Annotated in this window: 16 protein-coding genes and 1 pseudogene; 10 read left to right on the top strand and 7 right to left on the bottom strand. The window is 38.4% G+C overall.

Translation table 11 applies throughout. The features are described 5' to 3' along the window. Positions 1–17 precede the first annotated feature (17 nt). Complete coding sequence (locus ACFINX_RS00275) at positions 18–608, top strand: Smr/MutS family protein (RefSeq protein ID WP_375612824.1); 591 nt, start codon at positions 18–20, stop codon at positions 606–608. 135 nt (positions 609–743) lie between these two features. On the opposite strand, the pseudogene ACFINX_RS00270 reads toward ACFINX_RS00275, so the two are convergent. Continuing rightward, positions 744–992: pseudogene (locus tag ACFINX_RS00270) on the bottom strand (Arm DNA-binding domain-containing protein); the annotation flags it as partial. A 528-nt stretch (positions 993–1,520) separates the two neighbouring features. Continuing rightward, the gene (locus ACFINX_RS00265; protein ID WP_375611421.1) at positions 1,521–2,060 is read right to left on the bottom strand and encodes a GcrA family cell cycle regulator; all 540 of its coding nucleotides are present in this window, start codon (positions 2,058–2,060) and stop codon (positions 1,521–1,523) included. Between the two features lie 490 nt (positions 2,061–2,550). Between ACFINX_RS00265 and ACFINX_RS00260 the strand changes: the two genes are divergently transcribed. From ACFINX_RS00260 to ACFINX_RS00250, 3 genes are read left to right on the top strand one after another with little or no spacing between them, the layout of a single operon-like run. Next, positions 2,551–3,765, top strand: coding sequence for an aspartate aminotransferase family protein (locus ACFINX_RS00260; RefSeq protein WP_375668177.1), 1,215 nt, complete (start codon positions 2,551–2,553; stop codon positions 3,763–3,765). After that, positions 3,762–4,697, top strand: coding sequence for an ornithine carbamoyltransferase (gene argF / locus ACFINX_RS00255; RefSeq protein WP_375611422.1), 936 nt, complete (start codon positions 3,762–3,764; stop codon positions 4,695–4,697). Before ACFINX_RS00260 ends, argF begins: the two co-directional genes overlap by 4 nt. A 36-nt stretch (positions 4,698–4,733) precedes the next feature. Then, entirely contained in the window at positions 4,734–5,735 is a 1,002-nt protein-coding gene (locus tag ACFINX_RS00250; RefSeq protein WP_375611423.1) for an Hsp33 family molecular chaperone, read from the top strand. A 705-nt stretch (positions 5,736–6,440) separates the two neighbouring features. On the opposite strand, the gene ACFINX_RS00245 is transcribed toward ACFINX_RS00250, so the two are convergent. From ACFINX_RS00245 to ccmA, 5 genes are read right to left on the bottom strand one after another with little or no spacing between them, the layout of a single operon-like run. Continuing rightward, positions 6,441–7,034: a DsbE family thiol:disulfide interchange protein gene (locus ACFINX_RS00245; protein ID WP_375668148.1), complete on the bottom strand. Its 594-nt coding sequence runs from the start codon at positions 7,032–7,034 to the stop codon at positions 6,441–6,443. Further along, complete coding sequence (locus ACFINX_RS00240; protein WP_375612828.1) at positions 7,009–7,260, bottom strand: hypothetical protein; 252 nt, start codon at positions 7,258–7,260, stop codon at positions 7,009–7,011. The genes ACFINX_RS00245 and ACFINX_RS00240 overlap by 26 nt, the downstream gene beginning before the upstream one ends. After that, on the bottom strand, positions 7,248–8,027 hold the full coding sequence (locus tag ACFINX_RS00235) for a heme ABC transporter permease (protein ID WP_375611426.1): 780 nt from the start codon (positions 8,025–8,027) through the stop codon (positions 7,248–7,250). Before ACFINX_RS00235 ends, ACFINX_RS00240 begins: the two co-directional genes overlap by 13 nt. A 46-nt stretch (positions 8,028–8,073) precedes the next feature. Continuing rightward, a complete protein-coding gene (ccmB, locus tag ACFINX_RS00230; RefSeq protein WP_375668147.1) occupies positions 8,074–8,739 on the bottom strand; it encodes a heme exporter protein CcmB in 666 nt (221 codons plus the stop codon). 11 nt (positions 8,740–8,750) lie between these two features. After that, complete coding sequence (gene ccmA, locus ACFINX_RS00225) at positions 8,751–9,362, bottom strand: heme ABC exporter ATP-binding protein CcmA (protein ID WP_375611428.1); 612 nt, start codon at positions 9,360–9,362, stop codon at positions 8,751–8,753. Positions 9,363–9,657: 295 nt separating this feature from the next. On the opposite strand from ccmA, the gene acnA reads away from it, so the two are divergent. The 6 genes from acnA (at position 9,658) to aroQ (ending at position 18,092) form a co-directional block, all read left to right on the top strand. Next, the gene (acnA, locus tag ACFINX_RS00220; protein ID WP_375611429.1) at positions 9,658–12,345 is read left to right on the top strand and encodes an aconitate hydratase AcnA; all 2,688 of its coding nucleotides are present in this window, start codon (positions 9,658–9,660) and stop codon (positions 12,343–12,345) included. Between the two features lie 237 nt (positions 12,346–12,582). Beyond that, positions 12,583–12,849, top strand: coding sequence for a 30S ribosomal protein S20 (gene rpsT / locus ACFINX_RS00215; RefSeq protein ID WP_273790272.1), 267 nt, complete (start codon positions 12,583–12,585; stop codon positions 12,847–12,849). Positions 12,850–13,551: 702 nt separating this feature from the next. Further along, entirely contained in the window at positions 13,552–15,123 is a 1,572-nt protein-coding gene (dnaA, locus tag ACFINX_RS00210; RefSeq protein WP_375611430.1) for a chromosomal replication initiator protein DnaA, read from the top strand. Positions 15,124–15,309: 186 nt separating this feature from the next. Beyond that, positions 15,310–16,431, top strand: coding sequence for a DNA polymerase III subunit beta (gene dnaN / locus ACFINX_RS00205; RefSeq protein ID WP_375606188.1), 1,122 nt, complete (start codon positions 15,310–15,312; stop codon positions 16,429–16,431). A 20-nt stretch (positions 16,432–16,451) separates the two neighbouring features. After that, the gene (recF, locus tag ACFINX_RS00200; RefSeq protein ID WP_375611469.1) at positions 16,452–17,585 is read left to right on the top strand and encodes a DNA replication/repair protein RecF; all 1,134 of its coding nucleotides are present in this window, start codon (positions 16,452–16,454) and stop codon (positions 17,583–17,585) included. 54 nt (positions 17,586–17,639) lie between these two features. Beyond that, a complete protein-coding gene (gene aroQ / locus ACFINX_RS00195; protein WP_375611431.1) occupies positions 17,640–18,092 on the top strand; it encodes a type II 3-dehydroquinate dehydratase in 453 nt (150 codons plus the stop codon). Positions 18,093–18,139 lie beyond the last annotated feature (47 nt).

Here is an 18,139-nt window from a genome sequence, read left to right as displayed (position 1 = left end):
ATTTATGAGAAATTAAAATGTCCTCAAGTAAATGGAGACAAAAAAGAGATTTATTGGCTTCACAAGATCGTCTTTTATGGGAGATGGTTTGTCGTACGATAACACCGCTTCACGGTAAGATGCTCTCTTCTGCTTCAGAAACTATTGCAAATATTAATGATAAAAAACAGCCTGTAACTCAAATCTCCTCATTGTCTCAGGAAAATCAACAACCCTCGACAATTATTAAAAGAGAAAAGAGGTCAGTTACACAAGCACAAAAGATTCATTTTTTTGATCATGTTGCATATCGTAAAATTTCCCAAGGTCGTTGTCCTCTTGAGGCGCGTCTTGATCTCCATGGTTATATACAGGAAGAAGCTTATTTTTTCTTAAAAAAATTTCTACAGTCCTCTCAGCAGAGAGGATTGCGTTATGTCCTTGTGATTACAGGAAAAGGACGATCCGTTGGGAGCGATGGAGCTTTGTATAGATTTGTTCCGTATTGGTTATCAACACCAGCTTTTCGATATTATGTCCACGCGTTTGAGCAAGCAGCGCGTCAGCATGGCGGAGAAGGTGCGCTTTATGTTTGGTTGCGCCGTTTTGTGTCGGGAGAAGGAAAGTGATGTTATTGTGGTCGCTCTAGATTTTATATTTATTTATACTTATAATTTATTGTTTTTGTATATTTCGTAAGAGCCTTGAATACAATATTCCCTTCTTTATAATTTTTTATAAAAAATTATAAAGATATTATTTTACATTCTACGTATTGCTTCACGCTTTTGTTTATCGCATTCTTTAACGGGGCACATCCCTCACGCAAAACAGAATGACATTGAATTGCATGTATTCACAGGCTTGTTTTAAAGAAACATCTCTCAACGCTCCCAAGCCTATTTTGCGACGGCATCCGTGAAGAGTATAATGATAAATCCATGAAGCACCCCCTATCTTTATACTTAATAAAAGGGCAATCTGGCATCATTGTACACTTTGCCATCTCCCAATGTTGCAACAACCCTTTAAGTCCTTGGCACTTGAAAGCATTTATAAGAGGCATGCCTTTCTTTAAGTGTTTTTAACTCTCCACAGTTCTCATCTCGCTCGTGACGCCCAAACAAAAGATTTTGATTGATTCAATATAAGAGGACTTAAAATGAGAGAGATATAAATGGATCTCATTCAGGTTGCAAAGCGATAAATTATTTTTATAAACCACAGCATTACTCTATTAAATACACGAAGCATAAAAACATGAGAAATTGAGAAACTAGCTTATTCAAAAGATGTCGCTATGGATAGTGTTAAAAGCAGTACAACTAAATTAAAGAAAATTGTGAAAATAAACAGGAATATAACTTTACAACACACAGCTGCGCAATAGCACCAAAAGATACAGTTTCGTTGAATAGTTTCATGAAGAAATTTTTTCATTCATTAAAAGCTCCATTAAATTTCTTTCTCATAATAATTCGATAATTAAAATTTAATAGCGAAGCGCAGAAGGCGTAGAATACGAGATTCAATTGAGGATATTACACTCTTATCCGACGTCTTTCAGATATTGGTTGAAATGCTAGCTTAGCATGAAAGGCACAATAGGGGCTATTTTCATCAGAATCTGCACCACAAAAATGAAAATCTGCTGATAATGGATCGCCAACCGGCCATCTACATGTATTTTCACTCAATTGTAGAAGATTAAGTTGACGTGATATAGGCACAACTACATTGGATTTTGTGGACATATCAACTTCTTTTACATCTTCCACTACAAATTCTGTCTTTAAAGCGGTTTCTTCAATACTTACAGATGATGTGTTTATTGGCGATACCGTGGATGTGTTGCGACGCACACGTGGAGATGATGGGCTGCTACTTCCCACGGGAGTTTTTTGCGCACGCGTGGTGCTTCCTTGTACTGTCTTACCACGTCCTGGTAACTTTAATCGATGTACTTTGCCGATGACTGCATTTCTGCTGACCCCACCCAATTGAGCAGCAATTTGACTTGCACTTAACCCTTCACTCCAAAGCTTTTTAAGAAGCTCAACGCGTTCACATGTCCAACCCATACCAGCACTCCATTCCGATTACGTCACTAAGATGCTCTCCCCCGTTGCATCTTCAAATGTTTAAATAATGTTTTCATTACGCTGAATGAAAGAACTTTACACTCTACGTGAGCATAAAAAAATCATCCAACCTGTGGATTTACAAATCAAAACACATCATCTTGCTTATTATATTGTAAATTACAATATGCACTCACTCTATGACAAGAGTCTTTACCTCTTAAAGAGTTTATTTAGAATGTTTTCCCCAACTTGCAAATCAATCATAGGTTAAACTTTCACTTTTGTTTAAGGCTTTTTCCCAAAATGCTTATTTGTAGAACCTTCATTGACTTTTTTTCAATTGGTGTAATGATCTATTCTATAGGTGTAATCACTAATCGTAATGAAATGTTGAAAGCACCGTAACGAAATATACCATGCTGTTTTATTTGTAGTGTTGCTTTGTATATATATATATTGAAAAGACTAAAATATAAAGGGAATTATGATGGATGCCGTCTCTATACAACCACTTTATGAATGCTTCGCAAGACGAAATTTGCATTTTGAACAAGGGCATGGTGTATGGCTTATTTCCGATAAAGGAGAACATTATCTTGATTTCACATCTGGTATTGCTGTTAACGCATTAGGGTATTCACATCCAAAATTGGTTGATACGCTCAAAATACAAGCTGAAAAACTTTGGCATATTTCTAATATTTTTCAATCTCCTGAACAGGCATCTTTTGCCACGCGGCTTTGTGCAAATAGTTTTGCGGATAAGGTTTTTTTCTGCAATTCAGGTACTGAAGCATTGGAGTGCGCATTCAAAACGGCACGCCATTATTACTATGCTGCTGGTCATTCAGAACGCATTGAAATAATTACTTTTGAAGGGGCATTTCATGGACGTACACTTGCTGCACTTGCTGCGACTGGGCATGAAAAATATCTTGAAGGCTTTGGACCTAAAGCTGGTGGATTTATTCAAGTACCTTTTTGTGATGAAGTCGCTTTGCGTAACGCTATTAATAAAAATACCGCCGCTATTCTTATTGAACCTATTCAAGGAGAAGGAGGAATACGAACGGTCCCTCATGAATATTTAAGATTTTTGCGCAAAATATGCGATGATAATGGTCTGTTATTGATTTTAGATGAAGTCCAAACGGGTATAGGACGAACAGGAAAGCTTTTTGCTTATGAATGGAGTGATATCACGCCTGATATTCTTACCCTCGCAAAAGGATTAGGAGGGGGATTTCCATTAGGTGCTTGCCTTGCAACGGATAAAGTTGCAAAAAGCATGACACTTGGGACACATGGCTCAACCTTTGGAGGAAATCTTCTTGGAATGGCTGTAGGAAATAGTGTTCTTGATGTTTTGTTAGAGCCAAGTTTTCTTAACCATGTTCAGCGTATGGGGGATAAACTAAAAAGTGGACTTTTGCACATTCTCAATATCTATCCTGATATTATCTGCGCAGTTCAGGGGATGGGGCTTATGTTGGGTATTCAGTGTATTGTACCTTCAAATCTTGTCGTTAATGCTTTGGAAAATGAATATCTCTTAAGCGTTGCAGCCAACAACAACGTTGTGCGCTTATTGCCTCCTCTTATCATTAGGGAAGAAGAAATAGATGAAAGTTTACATCGTATTGAAAAAGCAATAGCGTATCTTGCACAAGTAAACAAAGAAAGACAAATATCACACACATGACAAATGCTCTTCGTCATTTCACGGACTTATCCATTTTAACGCCAGCAATAGCACGTGCACTGATCGATTATGCAAAGATCCTTAAAGCATCTTTTAAAGCAGGAAAAGGTTCAAAACCTTTTATAGGTAAAACACTTGCGATGATTTTTGAAAAACCATCCACACGAACCCGTATTTCATTCGATATCAGTATGCGCCAGCTTGGCGGAGATACAATCATGCTCACGGGTTCAGAGATGCAACTTGGTCATAGTGAAACCATAGCTGATACGGCGCGCGTTTTATCCCGTTTTGTGGATATCGTGATATTGCGAACAACGAAACACCAACGTATGCTCGAATTGGCACAATATGCACAAATTCCTGTCATTAATGCCCTTACAGATGATACACATCCTTGCCAAATTCTAGCAGATATCTTAACCTATGAGGAGCATCGGGGGCCAATTGCTAGCAAAATATTTGCGTGGATGGGGGATGGTAATAATGTGCTTCATTCCTTAATTGAAGCTGCAGCTCTTTTTGGTTTTCATTTGCGTATTGCCACACCAAAGGGCAGTGAACCACAGGAACAATTTGTACATTGGGCACGTGAGCGGGGAGCACATCTTATGCTAACCCATGATCCCCAAAAAGCGGCTCAAGATGCTGATTGTATTATGACCGATACATGGGTCTCCATGGGACAAGAATTTCGTGCTCGCAGTCATTCTATTTTTCAGCCTTATCAAGTCAATGAATCTCTCATGAAATTAGCAAAATCTGATGCTCTTTTTATGCATTGTCTTCCTGCTCATCGTGGTGAAGAAGTGGTTGATTCTGTGATTGATGGACCGCACTCCGTTGTTTTCGATGAGGCTGAAAATCGTCTTCATGCTCAAAAAGCAATTCTTTCTTGGTGTTTACAAGATGCGTTTTTCTCTCCACAATAGCCTCCCTACAACAAATTATATAAAAAAGGCAAAGCTATGAGTGAACAAGCTAAAGATGAAGCCTCTCTCAACAACAACTTCTTGCATGAAGATGATAGTGTTATTCCCTTTCAAGTTGAAGAACTTGATATCCGTGGACGTGCCGTACAACTTGGGGAAACTTTAAATTCTATTCTTAACAGACATCAATACCCTGAACCGGTTTCTTATCTTCTAGCAGAAGCTTTACTTTTAACGGTTCTGTTTGGAACTTCTCTAAAACTTACGGGAAAATTTATTTTACAAACTCATTCCGATGGACCAGTTAATATGTTGGTGTGCGATTTTTTGCCTCCTTCAAGTTTACGTGGATACGCTCGTTTTGATAAAGAACAGCTTAAACAAGCCATAGACAATGGTCAAACCTCTTCAGAAACACTTTTAGGAAAAGGCACTTTAGCTTTCACAATTGATCAAGGTCCCCATATGCAACCCTATCAAGGGATAGTTGCATTAGATGGATCAAATTTACAAGAAGCTTCTCGTATTTATTTTGATCAATCAGAACAAATTCCTACCGATATCCGTCTGGCTGTTGCTATATTAATTAATCGTGACCAACAAGGAAAACAGCAGAAAAGCTGGCGAGCTGGAGGTATTTTGATCCAACTTTTACCCCAAGAATCGTCTCATCATAAAATAGATGCCCCTCATCAAAAGCGAGAAGAAACGAAAACTCATACCCAATTGGATAACCAATGGCAGGAAGCTAAAATACTCATGGCAACGATTGAAAGTTCAGAATTAACAGATCCCCAAGTCGGTAGTAAACAGCTCTTGTTCCGTCTTTTTCATGAACAAGGTATTAGAGTTTTTAACCCTTTTTCTCTTGTCGATCAATGTTCTTGTTCACACGAAAAAATTAAAGGAATCCTAGAAGGCTTTTCTATTGATGAACGCAATAAAATGGTTAAAAATAAATATATTTCAGTCACATGTGAATTTTGCTCAAAAACATATTGTTTTACACCGCAAGAATTTTTAGAAGAAAAAACATAATCAAATATTTTTCATAAAAAATGATGATTGCAACAAAAGCCTATTTTATTTGCGTCATAAAAGTTTACGCATAAGCTCATATGAACTTCTAGAATATTTCTTTCTTTAGCTTTTTTCGATGTATGCCAATGATCTTTCTTTTGCAATCAGTATTAATATCATACAGTACCTTCAATATATTGATTTATAATAGTAATTTATCGTTTTGCATGTTGAATGAGAGTCCAGAATATTGTAAAGTTCTCTCATGGCAAATCTCTTTTATATTGCATCAATTAAAATCACTTGCTTGCACGTTACAAGCAGAGCTGGCGTGGGGGTAAAACACGAAAAAAGGTGTAAAAATCCTTCTGAATCGTCTCAAGTGCCAAGGCTATGTCGTAATACCCCAGAGCTGGCAAAATGTGTGGTGATAATAGCTTGCTATTTATATTAAGCGTAAAAATGGTGGTGCTCTATAAAACGGCATACATAGCGTGGTAAAACTGGATGTTTTTACTTACAAGTCTGCATTATTATATTTTTCAACTTAAAATATTGCCAATTATTTTCATATTTAGATGATTCATAAAAAGTATTTTTAGCCTTTTCTTAAACATTTTTTTAATTCAACATAAAGAAATTTGAAAAAATCTCATAGTATTCGGTGTTTTCATTTAATAGATAAAAATGGTAAAAATTATTTAAAATCAATATGTCGATATTTTATTTGTCTTCTGTCATAATCGCTTGTTCAATTTTTGGTAGAATTTTTTTTTGATAAATTTGCCATGTTAAGGGACCAGCATGTTTGGCAATAATAATACTCTCTTTATTCAAGAGAAAGGTTTCTGGTGGTCCATACACCCCCCAGTCAATAGCTGTATATCCTGAAACATCAAAGCCAATAAATTTAAAAGGATTACCAAAACTGTTTAAAAAGCGCAGGGCGTTTGTTTTATTGTCTTTGTAATTAATACCAATCAGATCAAAACGTTTATCTTGTGCAATTTGCATAAGAATAGGATGCTCTTCGCGACAGGGCAAACACCAAGAGCCCCAAAAATTGACCAATGTAACACGTCCTTTAAACTGTTTTGAATTGAGATAACTTTCTTTATCAAGAAGAGGAAGATGAATATTGGGAGCAGGTTTTTCAGCTAATGCGTTTGGGAGAAGAGAAGAATCTTGAAGGTGTTTTTTATCCATAAAGTTGAAAAAAAACATCATGAGAAGAAGAAAAAGCACAAATGGTCCAAAAAAAACAAGCAGAACAGGCAAAGATATATTTTTTTTAAGTTTTGGAGGGATGTTTTTCATTATACTTTTCTTTTTGTGACAGCTCTTTTTTGTTTAGCTGTTGGAGAATTTTTTTTTGGTAGAGGGCTTTGCAAAGAATATATCCAATAAGACATAAGAGGGATATTGCAGAAAGCACATAGCTTAAAACAACAATTTGCTCGTGTTTAAGGGTGCTCAGGAAAAAATCAATTTTCTGAGATAGATTTCCTAAAAGTCCGCCGTGGATGCCATTTAGGTCGAGCATGATGAAGCGTCCTGTTGTTGTGCACGACGGGATTTTTTAATCTGAAGTATTCGGATATAATGACGATTGATTTCATTTCGCATAGCCATCAAATAAAGAGCAATAAACATAAAGATGAAACAAAAGAGCATTGTTATAAGGGGCCATAACATAGCATTGTCGATTGTTGATCCTCCAGCACGTAACAATGATGCTGGTTGATGCAATGTATTCCACCAATTAACGGAAAATTTAATAACAGGGATATTAACAAATCCAACAAGTGTAAGAATTGCAGTAGCACGAGCGGCTTTTACTTGGTTGTCAAAAGCACGCCCAAGCAGGATAATGGAGAGATAGATAAAAAGCAGAATTAAAACTGATGTTAATCGTGCATCCCAGACCCACCATGTTCCCCATGTAGGTCGCCCCCAAAGCGCTCCTGTCATGAGAGCCAAGGCGGTAAAAATTGCCCCAATAGGCGCTCCACATTTAAGTGCTACATCAGCAAGATGATATTTCCAAATCAGATTTCCTAAAGCCGCTGCACTCATCGTTACATAGCAGAATGTAGACAACCACGCAAAGGGTACATGAAGGTACATAATCTTAACAGTAATGCCTTGTTGATAGTCATCAGGGGAATGCATCACTAGAATAAGCCCTAAGATAAGGAAACACAATGTTATGCCGGCCAACCAAGGTAAGACGACTCTGCTTATTTTCATGAAAAGGGTGAAACTTGCAGGGAGTAACCTGATTTTATATGTACGAGATAGTTTATTCATAAAATTCATAATAGGCAGAGTTTTGCTATGCGGCAATCATCTTTTATTATTCTGATAAAAGTTTAAGCGTTATCGCAGCAACAAAAGAGCTAAAGAGACTCAAAAGAAGTGAAAAAGCGCTGAGAAGAGCTAGAGAAGTGAGAAAAGAGGTATTTGGGTTTATTGGGGCTGTAGCAGCGGAAACACCAAAAATCATAATTGGAATGATCCACGGCAAGATAATGATAAAAATAAGCAAAGTACTGTGCAACAATGAGGTTGCGAGTGCAGCGCCTATAGCACCAATAAAAATAATAGCTGGTGTTCCGCATAAAAGGGTAAGTATTGTTGTAAAAGTTATTACTACATCTAAATGGAGCATGAGGGCTAAAATAGGTGTGGCAAAAATAAGAGGAAGCATTGTTCCTACCCAATGGGCAAGACATTTTGTAAAGACAATTAGTGTAAAACTTTGTCTTTTTCCTGAAAGGATAAATTGGTCGAGATTACCATCATCGCGATCGATTTGGAAAAGTTTGTTCAGATTGAGGAGTCCTGCAAGAAGGGCTCCAAACCACAATATACCTGGTCCTATTTGTGCAAGAGTTTTGGGATCTGGTCCAATGGCAAAGGGGATTATGACAACAACAGCGATAAAAAACAATAATCCTGTTAGTGAAGTGGCTTGTAGCGCTAATAATAGTTTAAGATCACGCCAGAACAGTGCTTTCATTTTATTCTCTCCTAGAGAGGTAAAAATTTTTCCAGAGCGATTTTATGGTTTTCTGGAATGCCTATGGAATTATGAGTTGCAGCGATAATCATACCACCTTGATTGAGATGACGCTGGAAAATACGAGCGAGGAGTTTTTGAGCATGGTTATCAAGCCCAGATATTGGTTCATCTAAAATCCAAAGAGGACGATAGGAGAGCAAAAGGCGAGCAATAGCTACGCGTCTTTGTTGTCCAGTTGACAGAGCGTTAAAGGGTAAATGTTCAAGGTTAGAAAGACCAATATCGGCAAGAGCTTCATGCGCAAAACGTAAATGTTGACCGTAAAAATCTGCCCAAAATTGCAAATTATCAATGACAGATAAGAGAGGTTTCATAGCATTTTGAGGACCAAGATAATGACAAGCAGTTGCAACAGGGTATATTTGATCATGGTCTTTAAGTATTATATGACCTTCAGCAGCCTCAAGAAGACCGACAATGATTCGGAGTAATGTAGACTTTCCGATACCATTAGGACCGGTGATTGTCATAAGTTGCTGTGAAAATAAACAAAAAGAAAGACCTTGAAACAGAATTTCCTCGTTTCTGTAAGCGGCTAAATCTTTGCCTGATAACACCATGTGATTGCCTATTTTGTTTTTATTTTCATATTCTTTATTGCATTATAGAATAAAAAACACATTTTTTATGCAATTGTACCTAGAATAGTTCTAGAAATAGTTCTATAAGGGATACCTTACATCAATATCTGGTGTAAAATGGTTTCTGGCGCTGATTTCCGCATTATGCCTAGAGGGTGGAGGGGGAAATGGATGGCGGAGGTAATTGCGTCTGCGCTCAAGCTGCGACCTTGACTCGTAGTTTGTGTTGTTCATTCCTGGAAATTGGGTGGTTATAGTATGAGGGTGGACAGTCATGACTCAAATTGATAGCTTTAATTGTCGTAGAGTATTAAATGTTGGTGGCAAAGAATATACTTATTATAGCTTGATTGAAGCGGAGAAGAACGGACTTGAAGGTGTTTCTCGTTTACCGTTTTCGATGAAAGTTATTCTCGAAAATTTATTGCGATTCGAAGATGGTCGCACAGTTAAAAAAGAGGATATCTTCAACGTTGCTAAGTGGTTAAACGACAAAGGGAGCGCTGGGGCAGAAATTGCTTACCGTCCTGCACGTGTTCTTATGCAGGATTTTACAGGTGTTCCAGCAGTTGTTGATCTTTCTGCAATGCGTGATGCTATGGTTAAACTTGGCGGTAACGCTGAAAAAATTAATCCTCTCATTCCCGTTGATCTCATCATTGATCACTCAGTTATTGTTGATGCTTTTGGCAATTCCATGGCTTTTAAGGAAAACGTTGAGCATGAATATGAACGCAATGGTGAACGCTATCGTTTCCTTAAATGGGGGCAACAAGCCTTTCAAAATTTTCGCGTTGTTCCTCCAGGAACAGGGATTTGTCATCAGGTTAACTTAGAATATTTAGCACAATGTGTATGGATGAAGAATGAAGAGGGCTGTGAGACGATTTATCCTGACACCTGTGTGGGAACTGATTCGCATACGACTATGGTAAATGGTTTAGGGGTTTTAGGTTGGGGTGTTGGTGGTATTGAAGCAGAAGCAGCAATGTTAGGCCAACCTGTTTCTATGTTGTTACCTGAAGTGATTGGTTTTCGTCTAACAGGTAAACTTAAGGAAGGTGTAACAGCCACCGATCTCGTATTAACGGTGACCCAAATGCTACGTCGGAAGGGTGTTGTCGGTAAATTTGTTGAGTTTTTTGGTCCTGGTTTGGAGCATATGACGCTTGCTGATCGGGCAACGATTGGAAATATGGCACCTGAATATGGAGCAACGTGTGGTTTTTTCCCAATTGATAAGGAGACAGTGCGTTATCTCAATATGACAGGGCGTGATGAAAGTCGGATTGCCTTAGTGGAGGCTTACACCAAAGCACAAGGGATGTGGCATGATGAAATGGTGGCTCATCCCATTTTTAGTGATACAATTGAATTAGATATGGGAACCGTTGTCCCTTCTATGGCTGGTCCTAAACGTCCTGAAGGACGTATTGCATTGGAAAATGTTGGGCAGGGTTTTGAGAAGGCATTGGTCGAAGACTATAAGAAGACTTCTGGACAAGATAAGCGTTATCAGGTTGAGGGTGAAGAATATACGCTTGGTCACGGTGATGTGGTGATCGCTGCGATTACGTCGTGTACGAATACATCGAATCCAAGTGTTCTTATTGCAGCGGGCCTTTTGGCACGAAATGCTGTGGCAAAGGGTCTCAAGAGCAAACCATGGGTAAAAACTTCTCTTGCACCTGGTTCACAAGTCGTTGAAGCTTACCTTCAAAATTCGGGTCTGCAAAAAGATTTAGATGCATTAGGATTTAACTTAGTAGGATTTGGGTGCACAACATGTATTGGGAATTCTGGTCCTTTGCATCCAGCTATTTCCAAAACGATTAATGACAATGGTATAATTGCATCTGCAGTTCTTTCAGGAAATCGTAATTTTGAAGGGCGTGTTTCCCCTGATGTGCAAGCGAATTATTTAGCGTCACCACCGTTAGTTGTTGCACATGCGCTCATCGGGACGGTGTGTAAAGATTTAACTAAGGAGCCTCTTGGTGAAGATACAAATGGCCACCCCATTTATTTGAGAGATATTTGGCCAACTTCTCAAGAAATACAGGAATTTATCGAAAAAAATGTCACGCGTAAGGTTTTTGCCGAAAAGTATGCAGATGTTTTTAAGGGAGATGAAAATTGGCAAAAAGTTCAGATTCCTACGGGTTCTACCTATTCTTGGGATGAGCAATCCACCTATGTACGCAATCCACCTTATTTCGATGATATGCAGAAAACACCTGATATCTTACCAGATATTAGAGATGCACGGATTTTAGGTTTATTTGGTGATAAAATCACAACGGATCATATTTCTCCTGCTGGTTCTATTAAAGCAGCTTCTCCTGCCGGAAAATATTTAATGAATCATGGTGTTAAAGTGGCTGATTTTAATCAGTATGGAACGCGTCGTGGGAATCATGAAGTTATGGTACGTGGGACCTTTGCCAATATTCGCATTCGTAATTTCATGTTAGGGGAAAATGGTCGAGAAGGAGGTTATACGGTTCATTATCCGTCAGCGGTAGAACAAACCATTTACGATGCAGCAATGGCGTATAAACAAGAAGGTATTCCACTCGTTGTTTTTGCAGGTATTGAATATGGTAATGGATCATCCCGCGATTGGGCTGCCAAGGGGACCAATCTTCTTGGTGTCAAAGCAGTGATTGTGCAGTCTTTTGAAAGGATTCATCGCTCTAATCTTGTTGGTATGGGCGTTGTCCCTTTTGTCTTTGAGGAGGGGCTAAGTTGGAAATCTTTAGGCTTAAAGGGAGATGAACAGGTGACAATTGAAGGGATTCATAACTTGAAACCTCGTCAAAAGACTGTAGCGAAAATTACTTTTTCTGATGGTACGGTAAAAACTGTTCCATTATTATGCCGTGTTGATACTGAAGATGAGCTAGATTATTTGCATCATGGTGGAATTTTGCAATATGTCTTGCGTAAGTTAGCCGTTTAAATTCTTTTGTTTGTTAAGGAATATCTATTATTAAGCTATAAAGTTGCGGATCAAAGAGTTTGGCTTCGTTTTTTTATGGCTATCTTTGAAAATCTAATTGACGTTAGCTTTAGGATTGCGCTATAACCCACACGGTTATAGGCAGCTTTATAGTTTTGCTTGAGTTGGATTTATTTATATTGGTAGAGTTGTTATTGAGACTCATTTTGCCAAGGTGTTGAAAGAGAGATTATATTTATGGCGAATACACCTTCTGCTCGAAAAGCGGTGCGCAAGGTTGCGGCGCGCACACAGGTTAATAAGGCCCGCCGTTCACGCGTTCGTACTTTTATACGTAAGTTTGATGACGCTTTAGCGGGTGGCGATAAGGCATCTGCAGAGATTGCTTTTAAGAATTTTGAGCCTGAAATTATGCGTGCAGTTTCTAAAGGGGTTTTTCATAAAAATGCTGCTGCGAGGAAAGTATCACGTTTAGCTAAACGTTTGAAGGCTCTCAGCGTTTAAGCTTTTTCTCCTTTAATTGAGAACAAAGCCAGTATCCATGAGGATGCTGGCTTTTTGTTTATTATTTCAAAAAGTTTCTATTGAAAATAAGAATCGATAATGATTCTCCACTTGAAAAAGGAGAGAAAGTTTATAGAGGGAGGTATGGTTATCCACAAGCTTTGTGGATTTGTACAGAGTCTTTTTTGTCAAGCATTTTATTTTTTTTTTTAAATCTGAAGAGATTCTTTAATTATTGGTAAATTTAGAGAAAAAAAATGAATTGAATCAATATTTTTTTCAGTCCTCATTAATATAAGCATTTTTTTCGGGTTTTTTGATTTTATTTTGACCTCTTGCATTTTACCTCTGCTGTTTTGTATGGTTCTTATGAAGACTAAGAAGCATGAAGGGGTCACATCAGCGCATTATTCTGTATTTTGTTGAATACAAGATGTTTTGATTTAGGCTTTTCGAAATTTTTGTGTTGGAGAGGTTTTCTGACGGTTTTTTAGTTTTCTTAATGGATATGTTTACCATTTTAGAAGGGTGGGTCATATCATGAGTGCAAGTAAATCTTATTGGTCATCTTTGTTAGTAGGGTTGTGATGAGGCTATCCTAGGGGAGGGTGAGTAATCTTATTTGGGGTAGGGCGTTTTGCCTTCGCTAGATTTATTTTAGTTGTTTGGCAGGACAAAATTTTATTTTTATCAGGATGGAAGATGGTGGATAAATTGAACTCTAAAGCTAGTTCCTTTAAAAGGGTTTCGGTAAATATCCTGTCGGCAGAGAACATAATAAAGAATAGGATGACGGAAAGTGATGAGAACGTTTGTAGAAATGCTTCTATAGGGCATTCTATTGTTTCAGAGGAGGAAAGTGCGGCGGCTTTTATACGTGTTATGGCGCAATTAAAGGTGCAGGTTGGTGTTGAGGCTTATACCAGTTGGTTTGGACGTGTGAAGCTTGCTGAATATAGTCATACTCTTGTAAAGCTTTCTGTTCCTACTGCTTTTTTACGTTCATGGATTAATAATCACTATGGTTCTCTTTTGACTCATTTATGGAAACAAGAGAATTCAGCAATTCTTCGTGTTGAAGTTATTGTTCGTGGTATGGAACGCGTTTCAAGAGATGTCGTTTGTAAAAGAAGTGTTCCTCCTGTTGTGCTAGAGGAGCAGGCGACTTCATCTTTTGTTGAAAGTTGCGCAGAGCATTCAGTTAAGAATTCTCAAACGGGAGTTTTTGGATCTCCACTTGATTCTCGCTATACTTTTGAAAGTTTTGTTGAGGGGGCTTCTAATCGTGTTGCTTTAGCAGCTGCGCGTTCCATTGCAGAGGGGCATAAAAGTGCCTTACGTTTTAATCCTCTTTTTATTCACGCATCTGTTGGTTTAGGAAAAACACATTTGCTTCAAGCGATTGCTGCTTCTGCATTGAAGCGTTTAACGTCTGCGCGCGTTATTTATTTAACTGCTGAATATTTTATGTGGCGTTTTGCAACAGCTATTCGTGATAATGATGCTCTTTCTTTTAAAGAACAGCTTCGTGATATCGACCTTTTGATTATTGATGATATGCAGTTTTTGCAGGGTAAGTCGATACAACATGAGTTTTGCCATTTGCTTAATATGTTACTTGATAGTGCAAAACAGGTTGTTGTCGCTGCAGATCGTCCACCAGCAGAATTAGAATCGCTTGATCTTCGCGTTCGCTCTCGTCTTCAGGGAGGGGTAGCTCTTGAAATTGAAGCGCCAGATTATGAAATGCGTTTGCAAATGTTGCGCCAGCGGTTGAAGGTGGCACAACAAGATGATGGCATGGTATCAATTTCTGATGATATCTTGGAATATATTGCGAAAACGGTTTTAGGGTCGGGGCGTGATATTGAAGGTGCGTTTAATCAGCTCTTGTTTCGTCAATCTTTTGAGTCTGATTTATCTTTAGAGCGGATTGATGAATTATTAGGTCATTTGACACGTCCTGGTGAACCTAAGCGTATTCGGATTGAAGAAATTCAGCGTACGGTAGCACGCCATTATAATGTTTCTAAACAGGACTTGTTATCTAATCGTCGAACACGTACGGTTGTGAAGCCACGGCAAGTTGCAATGTATTTAGCAAAAGTATTAACTCCTCGCTCATTACCAGAAATTGGGCGCCGTTTTGGTGGGCGTGATCATACAACAGTTTTACACGCTGTGCGTAAAATTGAAGATTTGGTTTGTGGTGATCAGACCTTGGCTAAGGAACTTGAGTTGCTTAAGCGGTTGATTGGAGAACAGGCTGTATAGTGTTTATCGTTTCTTTCTTTGGAGAGACTTTAAAGAATTTAATGAAAAGATTTATTTTTTCTTATGCAGGAGTGACTTGCCATTTTAAGAGAGGTTTAATAAACTCTAGCAGGCGATTCTCTAAAGGGATCTATTCTTTAAGTCTAAAGAATTCTTATAGTTTTTAGTAAATCATACGGGGCTTTTATGCGTATTACAGTTGATCGCAGTCAATTTCTCAAGTCTCTTGGTCGGGTTCACCGTGTGGTAGAGCGCCGTAATACTGTTCCTATTTTATCGAATGTGTTGATTGATGCAGAAAATGGCCGTGTACAGTTAAAAGCAACAGACCTTGATTTAGAGGTTATGGAATCTTTTGCAGTTAATGTTAAACAAGCTGGAGCAACAACTGTTCCGGCACATTTGCTCTATGATATCATTCGAAAACTTCCTGATAGCAATGAAGTTGTATTATCCCTCGATGAGAATCAAGCAGGTACAATGTCCGTTGTTTCGGGTTGTGCACATTTTCAGCTTCAATGTCTTCCGAAGGCAGACTTTCCAGAGTCGCTTCCTGGGCAATTTGGTTATCGTTTTTCTTTATCGGCATCAGGCTTAAAACATTTACTTGATTGTACACAATTTGCCATTTCTACTGAAGAAACCCGTTATTATCTTAATGGTATTTATTTCCATATTATTAATGATGGTGTTTTGAAATTGCGTTTGGTTGCAACTGATGGTCATCGTTTGGCACAAGTTGAGATGGAAGCTCCTTCGGGAGTTGAGGGAATGCCTGGTGTTATTGTTCCCCGTAAAGCTGTAGGAGAATTGCAAAAACTTCTTTCAGAAGAAAATGATAGCGATGTATGTATAGAGCTTTCGGAGACAAAAATTCGTTTTTCTATAGGCTCTGTGATTTTTACATCAAAATTAATTGATGGAACATTTCCAGATTATCAACGTGTTATCCCTCTTGGAAATGATAAAGAATTAATTGTTAATAGGCAGGACTTTTCTTCTGCAGTTGATCGTGTTTCAACGATTTCAAGTGATCGGGGGCGTGCAGTTAAATTAACGATTGAGCATGGACAGTTAAGGCTTGTTGTTAATAGCCCAGATTCGGGCAGTGCAGAAGATCAATTATCAGTAACTTATGCATCTGAACCGCTTGAGATAGGATTTAATTCACGTTATCTTTTGGATATTGCTGGGCAGCTTTCAAGTGATGAGATGGTTTTTATGTTGGCTGAGGCTGGAGCACCAGCTCTGATTCGTGATAATGATGATGCGGATGTGCTCTATGTACTGATGCCTATTCGCGTTTAGGGGCCGTTGTTTTGCAATGCATGGCCAGTCATGTGCACAAAGTGGCAGTGAGGCAGCTGAAGCTTTTACGTTATCGCAATTATTCTTTTTTCAATATTCATTTTTCTGGTCAGCATGTGGTTTTTACTGGCCATAATGGTGCTGGTAAGACGAATCTTTTAGAGGCGTTATCTTTTCTTTCTCCTGGTCGTGGTTTGCGGCGTGCTGTTTATTCTGACGTTAGTTTTGTAGATGGTGGTGGTGGAGGATTTGTTGTATTTGCGCGTCTTGAATGCGCTCTTTATGGTGAAGTAAAGATTGGTACAGCTTTTGAGGTTAGCGATAACAGTCGAAAGGTCCATATTAATGGTGTGAATGAGTCGAGTGATTGCCTAACAGATTATTGTCATATTAGTGTCCTAACACCGTCTATGGATGGTCTTTTTACAGGTCCTTCACTTGAGCGCCGTAGTTTTTTGGACCGTATGGTTTTGGCGATTGATCCCTTGCATAGGCGCCGCATAGCCGATTATGATAGAGCTATGCGCGCACGTAATCGTTTGTTTTTAGATGGAAATGAAGATTGTGCTTGGTTTGATGCTTTAGAAAAGCAAATGGCAGAATTGGCGACAGCTATTTCTGCGGCGCGTGTTGATGTTATTCGTCTTTTAAATGACATGTTTACACAAATGCCCTCACAGATACCTTTTCCACGAGCTTTTTTGCAAATTGATGGTTTTTTAGAAACAGCTCTTAGTGAAATATCAGCAACTGAAGTTGAAGAACAATTTTGTGATCGATTGCGGCATAATCGCGCAATGGATCGTGCTGCTGGTCGGACGTTAGAAGGACCACATCGTGCAGATTTGCAGGTTTTTTATGCTGATAAAAATAGAGCAGCAACATCTTGTTCAACAGGTGAACAAAAAGCGCTGCTAACAGGTTTAGTTTTGTGTCATGCACGTCTAACAGGTATGATGTCGGAAAGATCTCCTATTCTTCTTCTTGATGAAATGGCTGCCCATCTTGATTCGCATCGACGTGCTGCTCTATTTGATATTCTTGATGATTTAGCTGTACAAACATTTATGACAGGAACAGATCGTCTTTTATTTGATGACTTAAAAGGACGCGCAGAATTCTTTGAGATTAAGGATGGAGCTTTATTGCCGTAAAAACATGCTAAATATTTTTTTAATAAGTGATAGGTCTGAAAGAAAAGGCTTGCTATGTCAGAGATAATAACGATTTTAAATGGTCCTAATTTAAATTTTCTAGGTCAACGTGAGCCAGAAATTTATGGAACTGAAACTCTAGAAGATATTGAAAAAAGATGCAGAGAATGGGCAAAAAAAAATGATATTATAATAAATTTTTATCAAAGTAACTATGAAGGGCAATTAGTGGCATGGATACAAGAAGCAATAGAGGCAAGTTCTGGATTGATCATTAACCCAGCGGCTTACAGTCATACATCTGTTGCACTTCTTGATGCCCTAAAAATGTTTTCAGGGCCGAAAGTAGAAGTTCATTTATCTCATATTTATCAGCGTGAAGCTTTTCGTCACCATTCTTATACATCTGCAGGTGTAGACGCTATTATAACTGGGTGTGGAGGTGATGGATATCGGTTTGCACTTGAGTATATTGCAAAACAATTAAGCAAAACAATTAAATTGTGATAGGTAAAGAGTAAGCGTTTAATAAGAGTAATATAGGCATTTTATTC

Origin of the sequence: Bartonella sp. AP36NXGY (assembly GCF_042195865.1) — a bacterium.
Lineage (GTDB): Bacteria > Pseudomonadota > Alphaproteobacteria > Rhizobiales > Rhizobiaceae > Bartonella.
Note: the sequence above shows the minus strand (reverse complement) of the source record. Positions and strands in the feature narration are given on the sequence as shown.